Origin of the sequence: Streptomyces albospinus, assembly GCF_014648695.1 — a bacterium.
Taxonomy (GTDB): Bacteria; Actinomycetota; Actinomycetes; order Streptomycetales; family Streptomycetaceae; genus Streptomyces; species Streptomyces albospinus.
Genome location: NZ_BMRP01000002.1, coordinates 314,397 through 333,453, shown reverse-complemented (window position 1 = coordinate 333,453; position 19,057 = coordinate 314,397). Strand labels below are relative to the sequence as shown.

At 72.0% G+C, this 19,057-nt stretch carries 16 protein-coding genes; 13 read left to right on the top strand and 3 right to left on the bottom strand.

Annotation, left to right across the window (positions count from 1 at the left end; translation table 11 throughout):
• Nucleotides 1-37 precede the first annotated feature (37 nt).
• Entirely contained in the window at nt 38-709 is a 672-nt protein-coding gene (locus tag IEZ17_RS04770) for a potassium channel family protein (RefSeq protein WP_189296681.1), read from the bottom strand.
• The gene (locus IEZ17_RS04765; RefSeq protein ID WP_189296680.1) at nt 706-1,374 is read right to left on the bottom strand and encodes a potassium channel family protein; all 669 of its coding nucleotides are present in this window, start codon (nt 1,372-1,374) and stop codon (nt 706-708) included. Before IEZ17_RS04765 ends, IEZ17_RS04770 begins: the two co-directional genes overlap by 4 nt.
• A 331-nt stretch (nt 1,375-1,705) precedes the next feature.
• Between IEZ17_RS04765 and IEZ17_RS04760 the strand changes: the two genes are divergently transcribed.
• The 4 genes from IEZ17_RS04760 (at nt 1,706) to IEZ17_RS04745 (ending at nt 8,078) form a co-directional block, all read left to right on the top strand.
• On the top strand, nt 1,706-3,676 hold the full coding sequence (locus tag IEZ17_RS04760; RefSeq protein WP_189297000.1) for an NAD(P)-binding protein: 1,971 nt from the start codon (nt 1,706-1,708) through the stop codon (nt 3,674-3,676).
• Nucleotides 3,677-3,907: 231 nt separating this feature from the next.
• A complete protein-coding gene (locus tag IEZ17_RS04755) occupies nt 3,908-5,995 on the top strand; it encodes an APC family permease (protein WP_189296678.1) in 2,088 nt (695 codons plus the stop codon).
• A 154-nt stretch (nt 5,996-6,149) separates the two neighbouring features.
• The gene (locus IEZ17_RS04750; protein ID WP_189296676.1) at nt 6,150-7,478 is read left to right on the top strand and encodes a class I SAM-dependent RNA methyltransferase; all 1,329 of its coding nucleotides are present in this window, start codon (nt 6,150-6,152) and stop codon (nt 7,476-7,478) included.
• 243 nt (nt 7,479-7,721) lie between these two features.
• On the top strand, nt 7,722-8,078 hold the full coding sequence (locus IEZ17_RS04745) for a hypothetical protein (protein ID WP_189296674.1): 357 nt from the start codon (nt 7,722-7,724) through the stop codon (nt 8,076-8,078).
• A gap of 93 nt (nt 8,079-8,171) precedes the next feature.
• Here the strand turns inward: IEZ17_RS04745 and IEZ17_RS04740 are convergent, their stop codons facing one another.
• Entirely contained in the window at nt 8,172-9,389 is a 1,218-nt protein-coding gene (locus IEZ17_RS04740; protein ID WP_229851858.1) for an ATP-grasp domain-containing protein, read from the bottom strand.
• Between the two features lie 567 nt (nt 9,390-9,956).
• Here IEZ17_RS04740 and IEZ17_RS44355 point away from each other — a divergent pair.
• The 9 genes from IEZ17_RS44355 (at nt 9,957) to IEZ17_RS04695 (ending at nt 19,036) form a co-directional block, all read left to right on the top strand.
• Nucleotides 9,957-10,289, top strand: a complete 333-nt coding sequence (locus IEZ17_RS44355; protein WP_189296670.1) for a sensor histidine kinase — start codon at nt 9,957-9,959, stop codon at nt 10,287-10,289.
• Nucleotides 10,286-10,984, top strand: a complete 699-nt coding sequence (locus IEZ17_RS04730) for a response regulator (RefSeq protein ID WP_189296668.1) — start codon at nt 10,286-10,288, stop codon at nt 10,982-10,984. The genes IEZ17_RS44355 and IEZ17_RS04730 overlap by 4 nt, the downstream gene beginning before the upstream one ends.
• A gap of 237 nt (nt 10,985-11,221) precedes the next feature.
• Nucleotides 11,222-12,601 carry an LLM class flavin-dependent oxidoreductase gene (locus tag IEZ17_RS04725; RefSeq protein WP_189296666.1) on the top strand — a complete coding sequence of 460 codons (1,380 nt, stop codon included), beginning with the start codon at nt 11,222-11,224 and terminating at the stop codon, nt 12,599-12,601.
• 8 nt (nt 12,602-12,609) lie between these two features.
• Nucleotides 12,610-13,779, top strand: coding sequence for a pyridoxal phosphate-dependent aminotransferase (locus IEZ17_RS04720; protein WP_189296664.1), 1,170 nt, complete (start codon nt 12,610-12,612; stop codon nt 13,777-13,779).
• Complete coding sequence (locus IEZ17_RS04715) at nt 13,769-14,743, top strand: 3-methyl-2-oxobutanoate hydroxymethyltransferase (RefSeq protein ID WP_189296662.1); 975 nt, start codon at nt 13,769-13,771, stop codon at nt 14,741-14,743. The genes IEZ17_RS04720 and IEZ17_RS04715 overlap by 11 nt, the downstream gene beginning before the upstream one ends.
• The gene (gene ectB, locus IEZ17_RS04710; protein WP_189296660.1) at nt 14,740-16,083 is read left to right on the top strand and encodes a diaminobutyrate--2-oxoglutarate transaminase; all 1,344 of its coding nucleotides are present in this window, start codon (nt 14,740-14,742) and stop codon (nt 16,081-16,083) included. Before IEZ17_RS04715 ends, ectB begins: the two co-directional genes overlap by 4 nt.
• Entirely contained in the window at nt 16,080-17,072 is a 993-nt protein-coding gene (locus tag IEZ17_RS04705) for a diiron oxygenase (RefSeq protein WP_229851855.1), read from the top strand. The genes ectB and IEZ17_RS04705 overlap by 4 nt, the downstream gene beginning before the upstream one ends.
• Nucleotide 17,073: 1 nt before the next feature.
• Complete coding sequence (locus tag IEZ17_RS04700) at nt 17,074-18,303, top strand: MFS transporter (protein ID WP_189296658.1); 1,230 nt, start codon at nt 17,074-17,076, stop codon at nt 18,301-18,303.
• Nucleotides 18,296-19,036 carry a TSUP family transporter gene (locus IEZ17_RS04695; protein ID WP_189296657.1) on the top strand — a complete coding sequence of 247 codons (741 nt, stop codon included), beginning with the start codon at nt 18,296-18,298 and terminating at the stop codon, nt 19,034-19,036. Before IEZ17_RS04700 ends, IEZ17_RS04695 begins: the two co-directional genes overlap by 8 nt.
• The last annotated feature ends 21 nt before the right edge of the window (nt 19,037-19,057 follow it).

Genomic DNA, 19,057 nt, shown 5'->3' with positions numbered 1-19,057 from the left:
CGAATGTGGTTCCCGGGCCCCGGCGTTCGCCTGTCGGTCAGCTGTCGTCGCGCCGCACCGACAGCAGGTCCTCCAGCTGCTCCTCGCGCGACTGGGCCGCCACGAACAGCAGCTCGTCGCCCGCCTCCAGCGCGTCCTCCTTGTTGGGCGTGAGCACCCGCGTACCGCGGATGATCGTCACCAGGGAGGTGTCCTCGGGCCAGGCCACATCGCCGACCCGGGTGCCGGCCAGCGCCGCCTCCGGGGGCAGCGTCAGCTCGACGAGGTTGGCGTCGCCGTGGCTGAAGCGCAGCAGCCGTACGAGATCGCCGACGCTGACCGCCTCCTCGACCAGGGCCGACATCAGCCGCGGGGTGGAGACCGCGACGTCGACGCCCCAGGATTCGTTGAACAGCCACTCGTTCTTCGGGTTGTTGACCCGGGCGACCACCCGGGGCACGCCGTACTCGGTCTTGGCGAGCAGCGAGACGACGAGGTTGACCTTGTCGTCGCCGGTCGCCGCGATGACGACGTTGCAGCGTTGCAGCGCCGCCTCGTCGAGCGAGGTGATCTCGCAGGCGTCGGCCAGCAGCCATTCCGCCAGCGGCACCCGCTCGACGGAGATCGCGGTCGGCGCCTTGTCGATGAGCAGGATCTCATGCCCGTTCTCCAGCAGTTCGCCGGCGATGGAGCGGCCCACCGCGCCGGCACCCGCAATGGCGACCCTCATGCGTGCGCCTCCTCAGGACCCTGGGCGAATGCCGCCTCGACCTTCTCGACCTCGTCGGTGCGCATCATCACGTGCACCAGGTCGCCTTCCTGCAACACCGTCTGCGAGGTCGGCAGCATCGCTTCGCCCAGCCGGGTGAGGAAGGCGACGCGGACACCGGTCTCGTCCTGGAGCTTGCTGATCTTGTGGCCGACCCAGGAGGAGGCGGTGTGCACCTCGGCCAGCTGGACGCCGCCGCTGGGGTCGCGCCACAGCGGCTCGGCGCCCGAGGGGAGCAGCCGGCGCAGCATCTGGTCCGCGGTCCAGCGGACGGTGGCGACGGTGGGGATGCCGAGGCGCTGGTAGACCTCGGCGCGACGCGGGTCGTAGATCCGGGCCGCGACGTTCTCGACGCCGAACATCTCGCGGGCCACCCGGGCGGCGATGATGTTGGAGTTGTCACCGCTGGAGACGGCCGCGAAGGCACCCGCCTCCTCGATGCCGGCCTCCCTCAGGGTGTCCTGGTCGAAGCCGACACCGGTCACCCGGCGACCGCCGAAGGCGGAGCCGAGGCGACGGAACGCGGTCGGGTCCTGGTCGATCACCGCGATGGTGTGTCCCTGGCTCTCCAGGGTCTGCGCGAGCGCGGAGCCGACCCGCCCGCACCCCATGATGACGATGTGCATGCTGATTACCCCGTGCCCTGGACTAGCGCGCTGACCTGCACAAACACCCTGCTCACTACTTTCTTCTCCGAGTACCGGCGACACGAAGCCACTGCTCGCCACAGCGGCCCGGTGCGTCGCACGGCAGCGCCGGCGGCACCGTGGCCCGGTACAACCGTAGCTGCAATGCCGCGCCCTGTAGGGGGCGCGGTGGCCACCGGTTTTGATGCGGGCACGCCGCGCGCAGCCGCCGGATCGCGCGCCCGGCTGCGCGCCGCCGCGCCCGTAGGGCACGCTACGAGGTGTGCCCCACCTGCCACAGCAGCCCCAACTGGGCTCTCCCACACCGCACATGGTGGTCTGCGGCGATGACGCGCTCGCGCACCGGCTCGCCGCCGAGCTCCGGGACGTCTACCGCGAACGGGTGACGCTCGTCGTCCCGTCCGCCCGGGAGCCGCACCGCCCCCGTATTCCGCCGCCGGCCCGCGGCCTCGGCCGGGCCACCGCACTGCTGGGCCGGGTGTCGGCGGCGGTGGCCCGCACCGGACCGGGCACCCCGGCCGCGGCACCCGTACCCCCGCCCGCGGCGCCCCGCACCGACGCCGAGCCGCCGCCCGAGCCGATACGGATCCTGGAGGCGGCCCAGGCCGACGACGCGGTCCTCGCCGAGGCGGGCATCGCCGAGGCGGGCGCGCTGGCGCTGGTCCATGACGACGACGAGCTCAACATCCACGCCGCCCTGCGCGCCCGCCGACTCAACCCCCGGCTGCGGCTGGTCATCCGGCTCTACAACCGCAAACTCGGCCAGCATCTGGAGGAGTTGCTCGACCAGGCGGCGGCGGTCGCCGCCGGCCGCGGCGCGGACGGCGCTGAACTCCCCAGGGCCGACGCCTCCACGACCGTGCTGTCCGACGCGGACACCGTCGCCCCCGCACTGGTGGCCACCGCGGTCGCCGGCACCAGCAAGGTCATCGAGGCGGACGGGCTGATGCTGCGCGCCGTGGAGCGTGCGCCGGCGCCGCCCGGCCGGGCCGCCGCGCCGGGCCTGTGCACCCTTGCCATCCTGTCCCCGTCCGCCGGCGACCCGGGAGAAGGGGCGGCGGACCAGGACGAAGGGGCCGACCTGCTGCCGGACGACGCCACCGCCGCGGCGGCCGGGGACCGCGGCACCGTGGTCCTGGAGACCGTCGCCTACCGGGGCCGGACGCTGCGCCCGCGCGGGCTGCGCGGCCGGGGCGCGCCGCTCGCCTCGCTGTTCTCCCGGCGGCTGCGCTGGTCGCTGGCCGGCATCGTCGGCGCGGTGCTGGCGCTGGCCGTCGCCGCGTCCCTGACGTCCCACGTACCGCCGCTGCACGCCGCCTACCTGACACTGCTGGACCTCTTCGCCATCAACGACCCGGCGATCGACCAGCCGCTGCCGCGCAAGATCCTCCAGCTGCTGTCCGGGCTGGTCGGCCTGCTGCTGCTCCCGGTGCTGGTGGCGGCGGCGTTCGAGGGGCTGGGCACCTTCCGCAGCGCGTCCGCGCTGCGCCGCCCACCGCGCGGGCTGTCCGGGCACGTGGTGCTGCTGGGTCTCGGCAAGATCGGCACCCGGGTGCTGGCCCGGCTGCATGAGATGGGCATCCCTGTGGTGTGCATCGAGGCCGACCCGGAGGCGCGCGGTATCGCCCTGGCTCGCCGGCTGCGGGTACCCACCGTATTGGGTGACGTCACACAGGAAGGCGTCCTGGAAGCCGCATTGGCCGACCGGGCCCGCACGCTGCTGGCGCTGACGAGCGAGGACACCACCAATCTGGAGGCCGCCCTCTACGCCCGCTCGGTCAACCCCCGGCTGCGGGTGACGCTGCGCCTCTTCGACGACGGGTTCGCGTACGCCGTCTACCGCACCCTGCGCGCCGCCCACCCCGGGGCGCGGACCCGCAGCCGCAGCGTCTCGTTCCTGGCGGCGCCCGCCTTCGCCGGGGCGATGATGGGGCGGCAGATCCTGGGCGCCGTTCCCGTGGAGCGGCGGGTGCTGCTGGTCGCCCGGGTCGGGGTGCGCGGCCATGCCGCCCTGGAGGGCCGCACGGTCGGCGAGGTGCTGCGGCCGGGACGGCTGCGGGTGCTGGCCGTCGACACCTCCGCGCCCGACGACGCGGAGGCGGACGCCGCGGCGGGCGCGCCCCGGCCGGGCGCGGAGCGTGCGCCGGCGCTCCTGGCGCACGAACTGGGCGACGGCTATGTGCTGCGCCCGCAGGACCGGGTGCTGCTGGCCGCGACCCGGCAGGGGCTGGGCGATCTGCTGTCCCGGCACCCGCGGCCGGCGGGCGCCGCGGGGGAGTAGGGCAGGCCCGCGCCCCGCGCCCCGCGCCCCGCGCCCTGTGCCATGGGGCCGCCGTCGCTGCGGTTTCCCCGCAACGACGGCGGCCCCACGCACGCAATGCGTGGATCATGTGTGGATTCTGCGTATTCGTTGCGCAGCTCGGCAAGGCTGTGCAGTGGAACCCACCCATGCCCCATTACCCGATCCGGTGAGGGGTGGGCGAGAACCTTGACGAACCCTTAACATGCCCGGGTGTCCAAACTGACCGACGTGCCCAAACGGATCTTGATCGGGCGCGCACTGCGCAGCGACAGGCTGGCGGAGACCCTTCTCCCCAAGCGCATCGCACTCCCCATCTTCGCCTCCGACCCGCTCTCCTCCGTCGCCTACGCGCCGGGCGAGGTGCTGCTCGTCCTGTCCGTCGCCGGAGTGTCCGCGTACAGCTTCAGCCCCTGGATCGCCGTCGCGGTCGTGGTGCTGATGTTCACCGTCGTCGCGTCGTACCGGCAGAACGTGCACGCCTACCCGAGCGGCGGCGGCGACTACGAGGTCGCCACCACCAACCTCGGCCCCAAGGCCGGCCTGACCGTCGCCAGCGCGCTCCTGGTCGACTACGTCCTGACCGTCGCGGTCTCCATCGCCTCCGGCGTGGAGAACCTCGGCTCCGCCGTCCCCTTCGTCGTCGAGCACAAGACCCTCAGCGCGATCGTGATCATCGTGCTGCTGACGCTGATGAACCTCCGCGGCGTCAGGGAATCCGGCAAGCTCTTCGCCATCCCCACCTACGTCTTCGTCGCCGGCGTCTTCATCATGATCGCCTGGGGCGCGGTCCGCGGCCTGGTCCTGGGCGACACCATGCGCGCCCCCACCGCCGGCTACACCATCCACCCCGAACAGGGCGGCCTGGCCGGCTTCGCGCTGATCTTCCTGCTGCTGCGCGCCTTCTCCTCCGGCTGCGCGGCGCTCACCGGCGTCGAGGCGATCTCCAACGGCGTGCCCGCCTTCCGCAAGCCCAAGTCCAAGAACGCCGCGACCACCCTCGCCCTCATGGGCGGGCTGGCCGTCACCATGTTCTGCGGCATCATCACGCTGGCCATGACCACCCACGTCAAGATGGCCGAGAACCCCGCCACCGACCTGCTCAGCAACGGCAGGCCGATCGGCTCCGGCTACACCCAGAACCCGGTCATCTCACAGGTCGCCGAGGCGGTCTTCGGCAAGGGCAGCTTCCTGTTCGTCGTCCTCGCCGCGGCCACCGCACTGGTCCTCTTCCTGGCCGCCAACACCGCCTACAACGGCTTCCCGCTGCTCGGCTCGATCCTCGCCCAGGACCGCTACCTGCCCCGCCAGCTGCACACCCGCGGCGACCGGCTCGCCTTCTCCAACGGCATCGTCCTGCTCGCCGGCGCCGCCACCGTCCTCGTCTACCTCTACGGCGCGGACTCCACCCGCCTCATCCAGCTCTACATCGTCGGCGTCTTCGTCTCCTTCACGCTCAGCCAGACCGGCATGGTCCGCCACTGGAACCGCCACCTGCTGACCGAGAAGGACCCGGCCGAGCGCCGCCGCATGCACCGCTCCCGCGCCATCAACGCCTTCGGTGCCTTCTTCACCGGCCTGGTCCTGGCCGTCGTCCTGCTCACCAAGTTCACCCACGGCGCCTGGGTGGCCCTCCTCGGCATGGTCGTCTTCTTCGTCACCATGACCGCGATCCGCCGCCACTACGACCGGGTCGCCGACGAGATCGCCGCCGAGGACACCCCGGACGACGACGCCGTACGCCCCTCCCGGGTGCACTCCCTCGTCCTCGTCTCCAGGGTGCACAAGCCCACCCTGCGCGCCCTGAACTACGCCAAGCTGATGCGCTCCGACACCCTCGAAGCGGTCAGCGTCGACGTCGACCAGGCAGATACCCGGGCACTGCGGGACGAGTGGGAGCGGCGTGGCATAGAGGTCCCCCTCAAGGTCCTCGCCTCCCCGTACCGCGAGATCACCCGGCCGATCACCGACTACGTCAAGTCGCTGCGCCGCGAGAGCCCGCGCGACGCCGTCTCCGTCTACATCCCCGAGTACGTCGTCGGCCACTGGTACGAGCACCTGCTCCACAACCAGTCGGCGCTGCGCCTCAAGGGACGCCTCCTCTTCACCCCCGGCGTCATGGTCACCTCCGTGCCCTGGCAGCTGGACTCCTCCGAGGCCGCCAAGAAGCGCGCCCGCAAGCGCGCGGAATGGAACGCCCCGGGTGCGGTGCGCCGCGGCCCGGTCGCCCAGCCGAAGAAGGAGAAGAAGGAGAAGAAGGAGAAGAACGAGCAGCAGGAACGGGCCGCCGTCCGGAAGTAGCCCCCGGGCCGCGGCACCGGCGGACGGTGCCGCGGCCCCCGGCCTCCTTCAACGGAGCCGGGCACCCCGCGAGGGGACGTAGAATTGACGGCTGGCCTCCGCCCGGAGGCCGGCCGTACCGCCTTCTCGCACCCACCCCAGGAGCTCGTCCGCCATGCAGCCGGAACCCAAGAAGTCGCTGGTCGGCGAGGAGTACGAGGTCGAGGTCGGCCCGGTCGCCCACGGCGGCCACTGCATCGCCCGCACCGAAGCCGGCCAGGTCCTCTTCGTACGGCACGCACTGCCCGGTGAGCGCGTCATCGCCCGCGTCACCGACGGCGAGGAGGGCGCCCGCTTCCTGCGCACCGACGCCGTCGAGATCCTGACCCCCTCCAAGGACCGCGTCGCGGCGCCCTGCCCGTTCTCCGGCCCCGGCAGGTGCGGCGGCTGCGACTGGCAGCACGCCGCGCCCGGCGCCCAGCGCCGCCTGAAGGCCTCGGTCATCGCCGAACAGCTGGCACGGCTCGCCGGACTCACACCCGAGGAGAGCGGCTGGGACGGCACCGTCGAGCCCGCCCCCGGGGACAAGGTCGCCAAGGGCGAGGTCCCGGCCTGGCGCACCCGCGTCCAGTACGCCGTCGACGCCGAAGGCCGCCCCGGGCTCCGCAAGCACCGCTCGCACGACATCGAGCCGGTCACCCACTGCATGATCGCCGCCCCCGGCGTCTCCGAACTCGGCATCGAGCAGCGCACCTGGCCGCAGATCGCCACCGTCGAGGCCATCGCCGCCACCGGCTCCCACGACCGCCAGGTCATCCTCACCCCCCGCCCCGGCGGACGCCTCCCCATCGTGGAGCTCGACAAGCCGGTCTCCGTCCTCCGGATCAACGAGAAGGACGGCGGCGTCCACCGCGTCCACGGCCGCCCGTTCGTCCGCGAACGCGCCGCCGGCCGCACCTGGCGCGTCGGCAACGGCGGCTTCTGGCAGGTCCACCCGAAGGCCGCCGACCTCCTCGTCGAGGCCGTCATGCAGGGCCTGATGCCCAAGAAGGGCGACATGGCCCTCGACCTCTACTGCGGCGTCGGCCTCTTCGCCGGCGCCCTCGCCGAACGCGTCGGCGACAAGGGCGCCGTCCTCGGCATCGAATCCGGCAAGCGCGCCGTCGAGGACGCCCGCCACAACCTGGAGGACCTCGACCGGGTACGCATCGAACACGGCAAGGTCGACCAGATCCTCCCCCGCACCGGCATCACCGACGTCGACCTCGTCGTCCTCGACCCGCCCCGCGCCGGCGCCGGCAAGAAAACCGTCCACCACCTCGCCTCCCTCACCCCCCGCCGGATCGCCTACGTCGCCTGCGACCCGGCCGCCCTCGCCCGCGACCTCGACTACTTCCGCGAGGTGGGCTATGCACCGCGGCGGATGCGGGCCTTCGATCTCTTTCCGATGACCCACCACGTGGAGTGCGTGGCGATTCTTGAGCCTGCCAAGAAGGGTCGCTGACCTGAAGGTTCTCCCCTTGCGCAGGATGGGCGTGGTGCGCATGACGGGCGGCGTCTTGACGCATGAGCGACGCGCGTGACGCACGGATGACGCACGCCTGACGTGTCTTCTGGTGCGTCGGCAGGCACGGCAGAGCCGCCCCTGCACCGGATTGCTCCGGTAGCAGGGGCGGCCTTCGTGCGATCGGCGAGAGCCTCGGCGCGACCCAGGGAAGCGGTCGCGGATTGTGCCGAGACGGATGGAGTGAGGACCGACCCCGGCTTCTCCCGCAACGTGACGGTCGCCTCCGGGCAGGGCACCGGCCCCGACGAAGCGGTCTTCGCGGTCTGCTGGCCGGAGCTTTCCCAGAAGGCGACCGGCGGCTGGAGGATGTCCGGGGTGCTGCACGGCAGGCTGCACTTCCTCACGCCGCGCTGGGGCAAGCCGAGTTACCTCTCCGGAGCCGACGGCGGTGCCGTGTTCAGCCACTCGGCGGCGATGGCGTGCAGCAGCAAGGCCGGAGCCGCCTTCACCAAGGCGACGAAGAGGTCGGCCGCCAACGACAGTTGGCTCGCAGTTCGACGTCCTCGGGCCGTGCCGCGACGGGCGCATGGAAGGTGAGCGTGCCGGTGGGGACCGTGCGCCGCAGCCCGTTGTCGCGCAGCGCCCCGAAGCACCAGGTGTCGTACGGCCCGAAGCGGGTGCGATCTGCTGTCAGTTGAGGGACGCGGGGCCGTCCTCGTCGTGGCGGCCGGTCCACCGCACCCCCGCGGCGTACCACTGGGCGAGTTCCTGGGCGCGCCGCTCGACCTCCTGGTCGTCGGCACCGGTCAGGACGTAAGCCGCCAGGTAGTGGGCGGACTTCACGCCCCCCTGGTATGCCGTGCCCACCGTGCCCCGCAGGCGTTCCTCCACCACGAAGGGCGGTGGGGCCTCGGGCAGGGCCGCGAGGGTGCCCCGTTCGGGATAGAAGACGACCCAGCCCGCGCTCTGTCCGGGCGCGACGCCGTGAATCCTGGCATCGGTCAGGGTCTGTGGGGCGACCTGGGCCCGGAACCACTGCTCGTCGAGGTTGAAGCCGGTGGCGGCGCGGATGGCGGGGGCGGTCAGCGCGCCGCCGGTCCTGCTGCCGATCTCGCACAGCACGAGGCGGTCGTCCGGCGTGTGGAAGACCTCCAGGTGGAAGGTGGTGCACTCGGGGGTGGGCAGTGCGTCGAGGACCTTTCGCGCATGGCCGATGAGCCGGTCCGTCAACGGGTGGTCGCGGGTGAGTTGTGCCGATCCCAGGTATATCCCGTCGCGGAAGGACAGGCAGTCGTTGAGGTAGCGCGAGACGAACGTGGCCACCGGTTCCCCCGCCACCACCAGCCCGTCCACCACGTACATCTGGCCCTCTACGAACCGCTCCACCTCGGCGTGTTCGGGCAGGCCTTCGGCGAGGAGTCGGGCCAGGTCTGCGGGGCCGCGCAGCACCTGGGTCCCGGTGGAACCGGAACCGAAGGCCGGTTTCACCACCACCGGGTAGCCGTGCTCGCGGACGAACCCGAAGAGATCGAAGGCCACGCGTACCGGGGCGAACTCCGGTACCTCGACGAGGCCGCTTCGGCGCACCAGGGTCTTCATGTGGACCTTGTCGCGGAACGCCAGGGTGCTGGCGAAGTCCTGCCCCGGCACGCCGAGCAGTTCCCGCAGCCGCGCGGCGCGCAGCAAGTCGCTCTCCATGCGGGCGATCACCGCGCTGGGCGGCGTGCGCTCGGCCAGGTCGAGGGCCGCGCGTTCCGCGTCGCCGCCCTGGAGGTAGCCGGGGACGGAGACAGCGCCCGGGACGTGCCGGTACTGCGGGAATTTGTCCTCGGAGACCAGGAGGTGCGGCCGTACGCCCGCGTCGGCCGCCCACTTGTCGTACGGAGTGTCCGCATAGTCGCTGTTCACAAAAGCCAGAACACCGCGCTCTGCTCCAGACCTCACCAGCACCTCCCAGGACTCCTGAAAAGCACGCACCGGGCGCGTGCGGCATCAAGGCTAGGGGCGTGAGCCCAGGTCAGGGCCGTCCTGCCACATACCTGGGCTTTACCTCGGAAAGATTATTCTGCTCATTCTGACCGCGCAGGAAGTACAGGGAATTGACGATTTCGCTCTTGCGCACACACTGGGGGGAAGTTGAAAAGTCAACGAATTCTCGCCGCAGCGTTATCGGCTCGTGACCGCGAACCGGCGAATCACCTGCACACCCTCGCGGGCCTGCTCGATCGGGAAATGTACGCAGCGGCCCGGCAGTTCGTCGCGGAGCTCCCCGGCGGCCCCGCGCCGGAGCGAGACCCCGCGCCGGAGCCTCACTTACCGCAGGAGCGGTGGCAAGAGCCGCTCCTCCATGCGCTTCTCGCCGGCAAGCGGGCAGCCGCAGCCGAGCGGGGCGCTACTCTCCGGCTCGCCGACAGGCCGCCACCGTCCTGCCCTGCCGTCGCTTCGCGCGACCTGGTGACGGTGCCCGGCAATCTCATGGACAACGCTGTCGACGCGGCAGCCTCGCACCCGCCGGCGAGGCCCTTCGCCGAGGTCGGCATGCGGGCGGAGCCCGGCGCCATGGTGCTGAGCGTCGCCGACCGCGGGCCGGGTGTGCCAACCGCCCTGCGAGCGGCGGTGTTTCGCGAGGGCGGGCCGACGAAGAAGCCGCCGCCGCATCACGGCCGGGGGGTCGGTCTCACGCGCGTCCACGGCGTCGCGCGACGCCGCGGCGGCTCGGTCCGGCTGACCGAACGGCCGGGCGGTGGTGCCGTGTTCACGATCCGACCGCCCCGGAATCCGCCCGTGGCGTCGGGAGCGGCATCGTGATCGACGTCCTGGTCGTGGACGACGACTTCTACGTCGCCGAGGTCAACTCCCGCTATGTGTCCCGTGTTCCGGGATTCCGTGTCATGGGCCGGGCCCACACGGCCGCCGAGGCGCTGATGGCCGTCGAGCGCGGCAGTGTCGATCTGATGCTGCTCGACCACTACCTTCCCGGCGAGGACGGGCTACAGCTGGTGCGCAGGCTCCGCCGGCTCGGCCACGAGACCGACATCATCATGGTCTCGGCGGCCCACGGGGCGGAGCAGGTGAGCTCGGCGCTGCGCAACGGCGTCCTTCAGTACCTGGTCAAACCGTTCAGTTTCGCGGCGCTGCGGGCCAAGTTGACGTCCTACGCGCAGATGCGTGAGCGCCTCGACCGCTCGGACTCCCTGGGCCAGGGCGAGGTGGACGAGATCTTCGGCACGCTCCACGCGCCGGTCCAGGTGGAAGTCCCGCCCAAGGGGTACTCGGCGGCGACCACCGAGCACATCCGCGACGTGCTGCTCCGGGCCGGCAAGGCGCTGTCCGCGCAGGAGGTGGCCGACCTGACCGGAGTGAGCCGCTCCACCGCGCAGCGTTACCTCAAGCACCTTCAGGAGCGCGGCAGCGTCCAACTCGCCCTGAAATACGGAGGTGCCGGCCGCCCCGAGCACCACTACGAGTCCGCGCACGGTGCCTCCCGCACGCGCCCCCGCTGAGCGCACACCACGAGGGTGTCCCCCCGGCGTCACCAGGCCCCACACCCCGAAGGGTGCGGGGCCTGTGCCGTTCCACCGGCGTCCTCGGGACGTTACCGCGCGGTGATCAAAAGAAGCAGAAGGAGCTTTTCGCGGTAAAGCCACAGTGCACGCAGAACCGTGTACCCACCTCGACTCCTGATCTAGTCTCCGTCTCGATCCAGAGCTCCTCACCTGCAAGGACACCGGAGACCTGCTATGGGCGTGACACGCCGTAAGCTCCGTCTTGGAGCCTTTCTCCTGGCCCCCGGCTACCACGTCGCCTCCTGGCGGCACCCCACGGCCCGCGCGGACGGCGGCCTGGACTTCGCTCACTACCGCACGCTCCTGCACACCGCCGAGCGCGGCAAGTTCGACATGTTCTTCGTCGCCGACGGGGTGGGCATCCGCACCCCGTACCGCAACGCCGACGAGCTGAGCCGATGGGGCCGCTTCCTCCAGTTCGACCCGCTGACGCTGCTGTCCGCCCTCGCCGTGCACACCACGCACATCGGTCTCGCGGCGACCGCGTCGACGACGTACAACGAACCGTTCCACATCGCCCGGAAGTTCGCCTCGATCGACCACCTCAGCGCCGGCCGGGCCGCCTGGAACATCGTCACCTCGGTGACGGACGCCGAGGCGAAGAACTTCAACCGCGACTCCCAGCCCGACCACGCGTCGCGCTACCACCGGGCCAGGGAGTTCATGGAGGTCGTCACCGGCCTGTGGGACAGCTGGGACGACGACGCGTTCGGGTACGACAAGGAGTCCGGGCGCTACTTCGATCCCGACGGACTGCACGTCCTCGACCACAAGGGCGAGCACTTCTCGGTGCGCGGCCCGCTCAACGTGGCCCGCTCGCCGCAGGGTTACCCCGTGCTCATCCAGGCGGGCGCCTCCGCGGACGGCCAGGACTTCGCCGCCCGCTGGGCCGAGGTGGTGTTCACCGCCGCCCAGACCCTGGACGAGGGCAGGACGTTCTACCGCGGCATCAAGCAGCAGGCCGCCGCCTACGGGCGCGACGCCGATCAGATGAAGGTGATGCCCGGTCTCTTCCCGGTGATCGGCCGCACCCGCGCCGAGGCCGAGGACAAGTACGCGGTACTTCAGGAACTGGTCGACCCGGTGGTCGGGTTGGGGTTGCTCACCCAGCTCCTCGGCGACGTCGACATCTCGGGCTTCCCGCTGGACGAGCCGCTGCCCGAACTGCCGCCCACCCAGGGCAGCACCAGCCGCCAGCAGCTCGTCTACGACAAGGCGCGCCGCGAGGGTCTCACGATCAGGGAGCTGTACCAGTCCCTGACCGGGGGCCGCGGGCACCGCATCGTCATCGGCACCCCCCAGGACGTCGCCGACCTCATGGAGGAGTGGTTCACCGGAGAGGCCGCCGACGGTTTCAACGTCATGCCGCCCGTGCTCCCCGAGGGCCTGGACGACTTCGTCGACCTCGTCGTGCCCGAGCTACAGCGCCGGGGCCTGTTCCGCACCGAGTACGAGAGCACCACCCTGCGCGGGAACCTCGGCATCGACCGGCCCGCCCGGGGCGCCGCAGCCGAACTCCCGCTCAGCACGGGCCCGTTACCAGTCCAGGAGTGAGCACCCCCATGCCGTCGTTTGCTAGAACCCTCAGCGAGATACCGCCCTCCCCGCTGGTGGCCGTCGACCGGCTGCTGCGCTCCGGCGCGCACACCGAACCGGTGCCGTTGCAGCAGGGCAAGACCGTCTTCGAGCCCTGCGCGCGGCCGGGCGCCTGGGAGCGTGCGGAGTTCGGGATCGCGGCCCACGAGCACGCGCCGCCCGCCGGAGTCCCCGCGCTGCGCTCGGCGTTCGCCGTAGCGGCGAGCCGGCGCCGGGGCGCCCCCGTCGACCCCGGGCAGGTCCTGGTGACGAGCGGCGCCACGCACGCCATCGCGGTGACCCTGCACGCCATCCTGGGTGCGGGCGACGAGGTCCTCATCCTGTCCCCGCAGTGGCTGTTCGCGACCGGCCTGGTGCGGGCGGCCGGCGGGACGCCGCGCGAGGTGCCGGTCTTCCTGGAGCTCGGCGAGGACCCCGACTTCGACTTCATCGCCGCGATCGAGCGGGCCGTGGGGCCGCGCACCCGGGCGATCTACTTCAACAACCCCAACAATCCGACGGGCTTCCGCCTGGACGAGCGCGCCCTGGGCGCGCTCGCCGCGCTGGCCGCGCGGCACGACCTGTGGCTGATCGCCGACAACGCGTACGAGAACTACGACTTCGGCGACGGCGGCTTCCTCGACATGGCGACCGTCCCCGGCGCGGCGGAGCGCACCTTCTCGGTGCACAGCTGTAGCAAGACGTACGCGATGCCCGGCGCCCGCGTGGGCCACCTGATCTCGCCGCCCGGCGCGGAGGAGATCCTCACCAAGTGGTCGCTGCACACGCTGTACTCCGTCTCCACGGCCGCGCAGTACACCGCGTTCCGGGCGCTCGCCACGCCCGCCGACGAACTCGCGCGGCGCCGGGCGGCGGCCGAGCGCGCATGGCGACTCGCCGACGCCGCCCTGGAGATCCCGCACACCCGCATCGAGGGCGGGCTCTACACCTTCCTCGACCTGAGCCGGTACGGCGACGGCGCGGAGTTCGTGCGTCGCTGCGCCGAGGCGGGCGTGGGACTCGCACCGGGCCGGGTGTTCGGCGCCCACTGCGACGGCTGGGCCCGGCTCTGCTTCACCGCAGCACCCGAAGAGGTCGTCACGGACGCCATCGGCCGTATCAACAAGATCTACTGGGAGGGCGGCCGTGACCGCTGACACCACCGTGGCCAGGCCGGCGGCGGCTGCCGCGCTGGCTCCGTATCTGCACCGGTACGACAGCCCGGCACAACTCGGACTCAAGATCAACGCCTATCGGGGTTTCGAGGTGGAGGGCCTCGCCGAGGCGCTGCGCGTGCCGGACCTGCACGACGCCCCCGTCGAGTGCGTGATGGTCGGCGACTCGTACTTCATGACACACCTGGGCCGCAGCAGCACCACGCTGACCGGCGATGCCGAGCAGGAGTGGGGCCTCGACACCCTCACCGGCCTGGTGGCCGAGGTGCGCAAGGCGCTGGACGCCGAATTCCCGGCCGCCAGGCGGCCGTTCCTGCTCGCCGACCTGCCGGACGGGGCGACCCGAGGCCCTGCCACGGCCCGGGCCGCCGCCGACCGGTTCGTCGCGGCCGGCGCGGACGCCGTCAAGATCGAGGTGGCGGGCGAGGGCGAGTTCGACTGCATCGAGGCGGTGGCCGCGACCGGCACGCCCACCCTGGCGCACCTCGGCTACACCCCACAGAGCGGTGCCCTGGCCCGGCACGGCGACGCCCTGGACGGCGCGCTGGCGCTCTTCGCGCAGGCCCGCAGGGCCCGGGCCGCGGGCGGCTGCGGGCTGATCGTCGAGATGGTCAGCGAGGCCGTGAACCAGGCGTTGAGCCGGCCGCACCCCGAAGGCCTTCCGCTGTACTCGGTGTTCAGCGGCCGGGCCCGCTGGGGCGGCCAGAGCCTCAACCTGTGGGACGCCGTCGTACGCCCCGTCCCGGGCGGTCGCTACTTCCCGCCGACCCCGGTGATCGACGCGGCCGAGGTGCCCGACCGGTACACCCCGGAGCTGATCGCCGACCGCATGCGCCAACTGCTGCGGCTCAGCGTCGCCGGCTGGTTCCCGCTCTCCCCGCGCACCGCCCTGACCCCTCGTGAGACGGCCGAGATCACCGACATCGACCCCTGGAGTGCCTCATGACCACCGCCGAACCGGTCACCGCAGGGCCGGCGACCCCCGGATCGGACACGGCCGTCTTCGACGAGCTCGAATCGGCCGTACGCACCTACTGCCGGCGCTTTCCCGCCGTCTTCACGCGGGCGGCGGGACACCGCATGTGGGACGCGGAAGGCCGCGAGTACATCGACTTCCTGTCGGGCGCCGGTGCGCTGAACTACGGCCACAACCCGCCCGAGGTGCGCGCCGCCCTCATCGAGTACCTCCAGGCCGACGGGCCGGTCCACGGCCTCGACCTGCACACCGGCGCCAAGGCCGCGTTCCTGCACCGCTTCCGCGAGGTGGTGCTCGCGCCGCGCGGGCTCGACCACCGGGTGCAGTTCACCGGGCCGACCGGCACCAACGCCGTCGAGGCGGCGTTCAAGACGGCCCGCCGGGTCACCGGACGCACCGACATCATCGCCTTCACCGGCGGCTTCCACGGCCTCTCGCTCGGCGCGCTCGCCGCGTCCGCCACCTCGTTCAAGCGCGGGGCGGCCGGGGTGCCGCTCGGCCACGTCACGCGGATGCCGTACGAGGGGTACGCGGGCGAAGGCGTCGACACCATCGACTACCTCACCCGCCTGCTCGACGACCCGGGCAGCGGCATCGACCTGCCCGCGGCCTTCGTGGTGGAGACCGTGCAGGGTGAGGGCGGCCTCGCGGCGGCAAGCGCGCCGTGGCTGCGCAGGCTCGCCGAAGTGGCGGGCGAGCGGGGCATCCTGCTGATCGTCGACGACATCCAGGCCGGATGCGGGCGCACCGGCACCTTCTTCAGCTTCGAAGAGGCGGGCATCGTCCCCGACCTGATCTGCCTGTCCAAGTCCATCAGCGGCTTCGGCCTGCCGATGGCCCTCGTCCTGGTCCGCCCCGAGCTCGACCAGCTGGGCCCCGGCGAGCACAGCGGCACCTTCCGCGGCAACAACCTGGCCTTCGTCACCGCCACGGCCTGCCTGGACCGATGGGCGGATCCGGAGTTCGCCCCGCAGGTACGGCGCAACGCCGCCGCCCTGGAGGACCGACTCACCGAACTGGCCGCCCGGTTCGCGGACCTCGGCTGCACCGTGCTGGGCCGCGGCCTGATCCGCGGGCTCGGCTTCACCGACCCGACGCTCGCGGACCGGGTGTCACGGGCCGCCTTCACGCGCGGGCTCCTGGTGGAGACGTCCGGCGCCCGCGGCCAGGTCCTCAAGGTCATGCCACCGATCGTGGCGGACGCCGAAGCGCTGGCGCCCGGTCTCGCCCTCCTCGCCGACTCCATCGCGTCGGCCGCGCAAGACGCACAAGACGCACAAGACCGCGTATCCGAAGGGGACTTGAGTTGAGCATCGCCGAGCACGAGCAGACCGTCGAGGGCGACCGCGAAGAAGGTCACGGGCACGGCCACGCGCACGGCATCGACGAGAGCGTGCTGCGCCGGATCGCCGACTCCTGGCCGCGGCGCGCCACGATCCGCACCGATCTGGACCAGATATCGGAGCCGGAGGAGTACGACGAGCGGCTGCCGGACTACCCGGAGCACCTGCTGCCGTTCGCCGAGCACCCCCTGTACCTCGCGGCCACGCCCGAGCAGCGCCAGAAGGTCCTCACCATGGCCTGGCTGGTCTACAACGAGCGGGTCATCGCGGCCGAGGAGTACGTCGCCAACCCGACCTTCGCCATGATCATGCACGGCGCCTTCCCCGGTGCCGACGGCGTCCAGCTCAAGCGCGCCGTCCAGCAGACGCACGTGGACGAGGTCTGGCACACGTACATGCACATGATCGCGATGCAGCGCACCCGCGAGGTCCGGCAGATCACCGGCGAGCCCGCCTACCCGCACACGGTCACCTACCGCCGGCTCCTCGAGGCCGACGCGAAGGCGTCGGAGCGCTGGGAGCGCGACCTGCTGAAGCTGGTGTGGACGACCGTCTCGGAGATCAGCGTCAACGCCTACCTGGAACTGCTCTCCCGCGACACGACCGTTCAGCCGCTGCACGCCCTGGTTCCCCGGCTGCACGCCCGTGACGAGTCCGCGCACTCCTCCGTCATGGTCGAGGTCGCCAAGGCGCTGTATGTGCACATGAACGCCGAACAGCGCCGCACCTTCGTCGACTCGCTGCCCAAGGCGCTGCACGCCTTCGTGGAGCAGGACTTCGCGGTGTGGCCCGGCATCCTGCGGGCGGCCGGGTTCGAGAATGCCGACGAGATCGTCGAGGACTGCCGCCGCCGGGCCGGTACCGACCTGTTGGTGCGCGACTTCTCCGGGGTACGGCGCATCGTGCGCGAGATGGAGCTAGAGGACCAGGTCGACTTCGACTTCGGGGCCGAGTGACGTGAAGCTCACCGCGGGCGGGCGCGGACTCGCCGCCGCAGCCCTCGTCCAGTCGCTCGGCATCGGCCTGTTCATGGCGAGCTCCATGGCGTACTTCACCCGGCAAGTGGACCTCTCGGCGAACCAGGTGGCCTCCGGGCTCTCCCTCGCCGGTGTCGTGGCCCTGGGGATCTCGCTGCTCGGCGGCGTCCTCGCCGACCGGTACGGGGCACGGCGGGTGCTCGCCGCGGTGTATCTGGGGCGGGGGGTGTGCTGTGCGGCGTACGTCTTCGTCACGGACTTCTGGCAGTTCATGGCGGTGACGCTGTGCGCGGTGGCGTGCGACCGGGCGGGGCCTCCGGTGCTCCAGGCACTGGTCGCCGTGGCCGTGCCGGAGCGTGCGGAGCGCACCCGGCTGCTCGCGGTGGTCAACGTCGTACGCAACTGCGGACTCGGGGTCGGCGCGATGGCGGCCGGCGTGGCGCTCGCCAGCGACACCCAGGCCGCCTACCGGGTCACGCTGGTCGCCATCGGGCTCGCCTTCCTCGGCGGTGCGGTGCTCGTGCTGCGGGTGACCGAGCTGGCCGCGCCGACGGCCGAGGCCGCCCCGGAGGGCACAGCGGAACGTCCGGTCAAGGGCCGGGTGTTGCCCGACGCGCGCTATCTGACGCTGACCGGGCTCAACTTCCTGCTGTTCTTCTTCGACACGATGCTGCTGGTCGCGATGCCGGTGTGGATCCTGGAGCACACGGATGCCCCGCGGGCCACCGTGTCCGTGCTGTTCGCGCTGAACACCCTGCTCGTCGTGGTGCTCCAGATCCCGGTCAGCAAGCTGGCGACCGGCCAGCGGCGCACCACCCGGATGCTGACGTGGACGGGCGCCGTGCTCGCGGTGAGCAGTCTCTGCTTCGCCGCGTCCGGCTCCGTCGCGGGCGGGCCGGCGGTGGCGTGGCTGGCCGGCGCCGTGGTGACGCTGTCCCTGGCCGAGGTGATCGCCAACTCCGCGGTGTGGGACCTGTCCATCGCCCTGGCCCCCGAGGAGCAGCGCGGACGCTATCTGTCCGTCTTCAATCTGAGCGTGGCCGGACAGCGGGTCCTCGGCCCCGTGATGGTCACCGGGCTGCTGCTCGGCTCGGGTTCGCTCGGCTGGTTGGTGGCCGCTGCGGTGCTCGTGGTGGCGGGCGTCGCGGCCGAGCGGGTCGCCCGCGCGGCCGGGGAGCGGATGCGCGTGGGGGTGCCCGTCGATGCCTGAACTGTCCGTCCTGGTCTTCGCGTCCGTCGCGGTGTTCCTCGGCGCGCTGGTCCAGGGCAGCCTGGGAGTGGGGCTCGCCCTGGTGTCGGCGCCGGTGGTGCAGATCGCCGCGCCGAGCCTCATGCCGGGGTCACTGCTCCTGGTCGCCGCCGTCCTGGCCGCGCTCGGGGCGGTCCGGGAGATCTCCCACACCGACTGGTACGGCGTCTCCTGGGCGATGGCCGGTCGGGTCGTGGGCACGGTGGCGGCCTCGTACGTGATCCTCGTGGTCTCGGTGTCGACGCTCGACCTGCTCTCGGCGGGCATCACCCTGGGCGTCGTCTCGCTGCTCGCCTTCGACCCGGCCAGGCTGCCCAGGAACCGGGGCACGCTGCTCGCCTCCGGCGCCGTGGCGGGCCTCACCGGGACGACGTCGTCCATCGGCGGGCCGTTCATCGCGCTCGTCTACCACCGGGAGCCCGGGCCCACGGTCCGCGGCACCCTCAGCGTCTTCTACACGGCAGGGACGCTGCTCTCGCTCGGCTCCCTCACCGTCGTGGGCCGTCTGCCGGGCGAGCAACTGGCCTTCGGGGCCATGCTGTTGCCCGCGGTGGTGGCCGGATTCGCACTGTCGGGGCCGGTCCGGCGGCGGGTGGACGGCGGCGGCCGGTTGCGCGGCGCGGTGCTTGTCCTCGCGGTCGTCGCGGCGCTCGTCCTCCTCGTCCGGGGGCTGGCCGCCATCGTCACGGGATGAGAGCGGCGCCACGCCACGAGC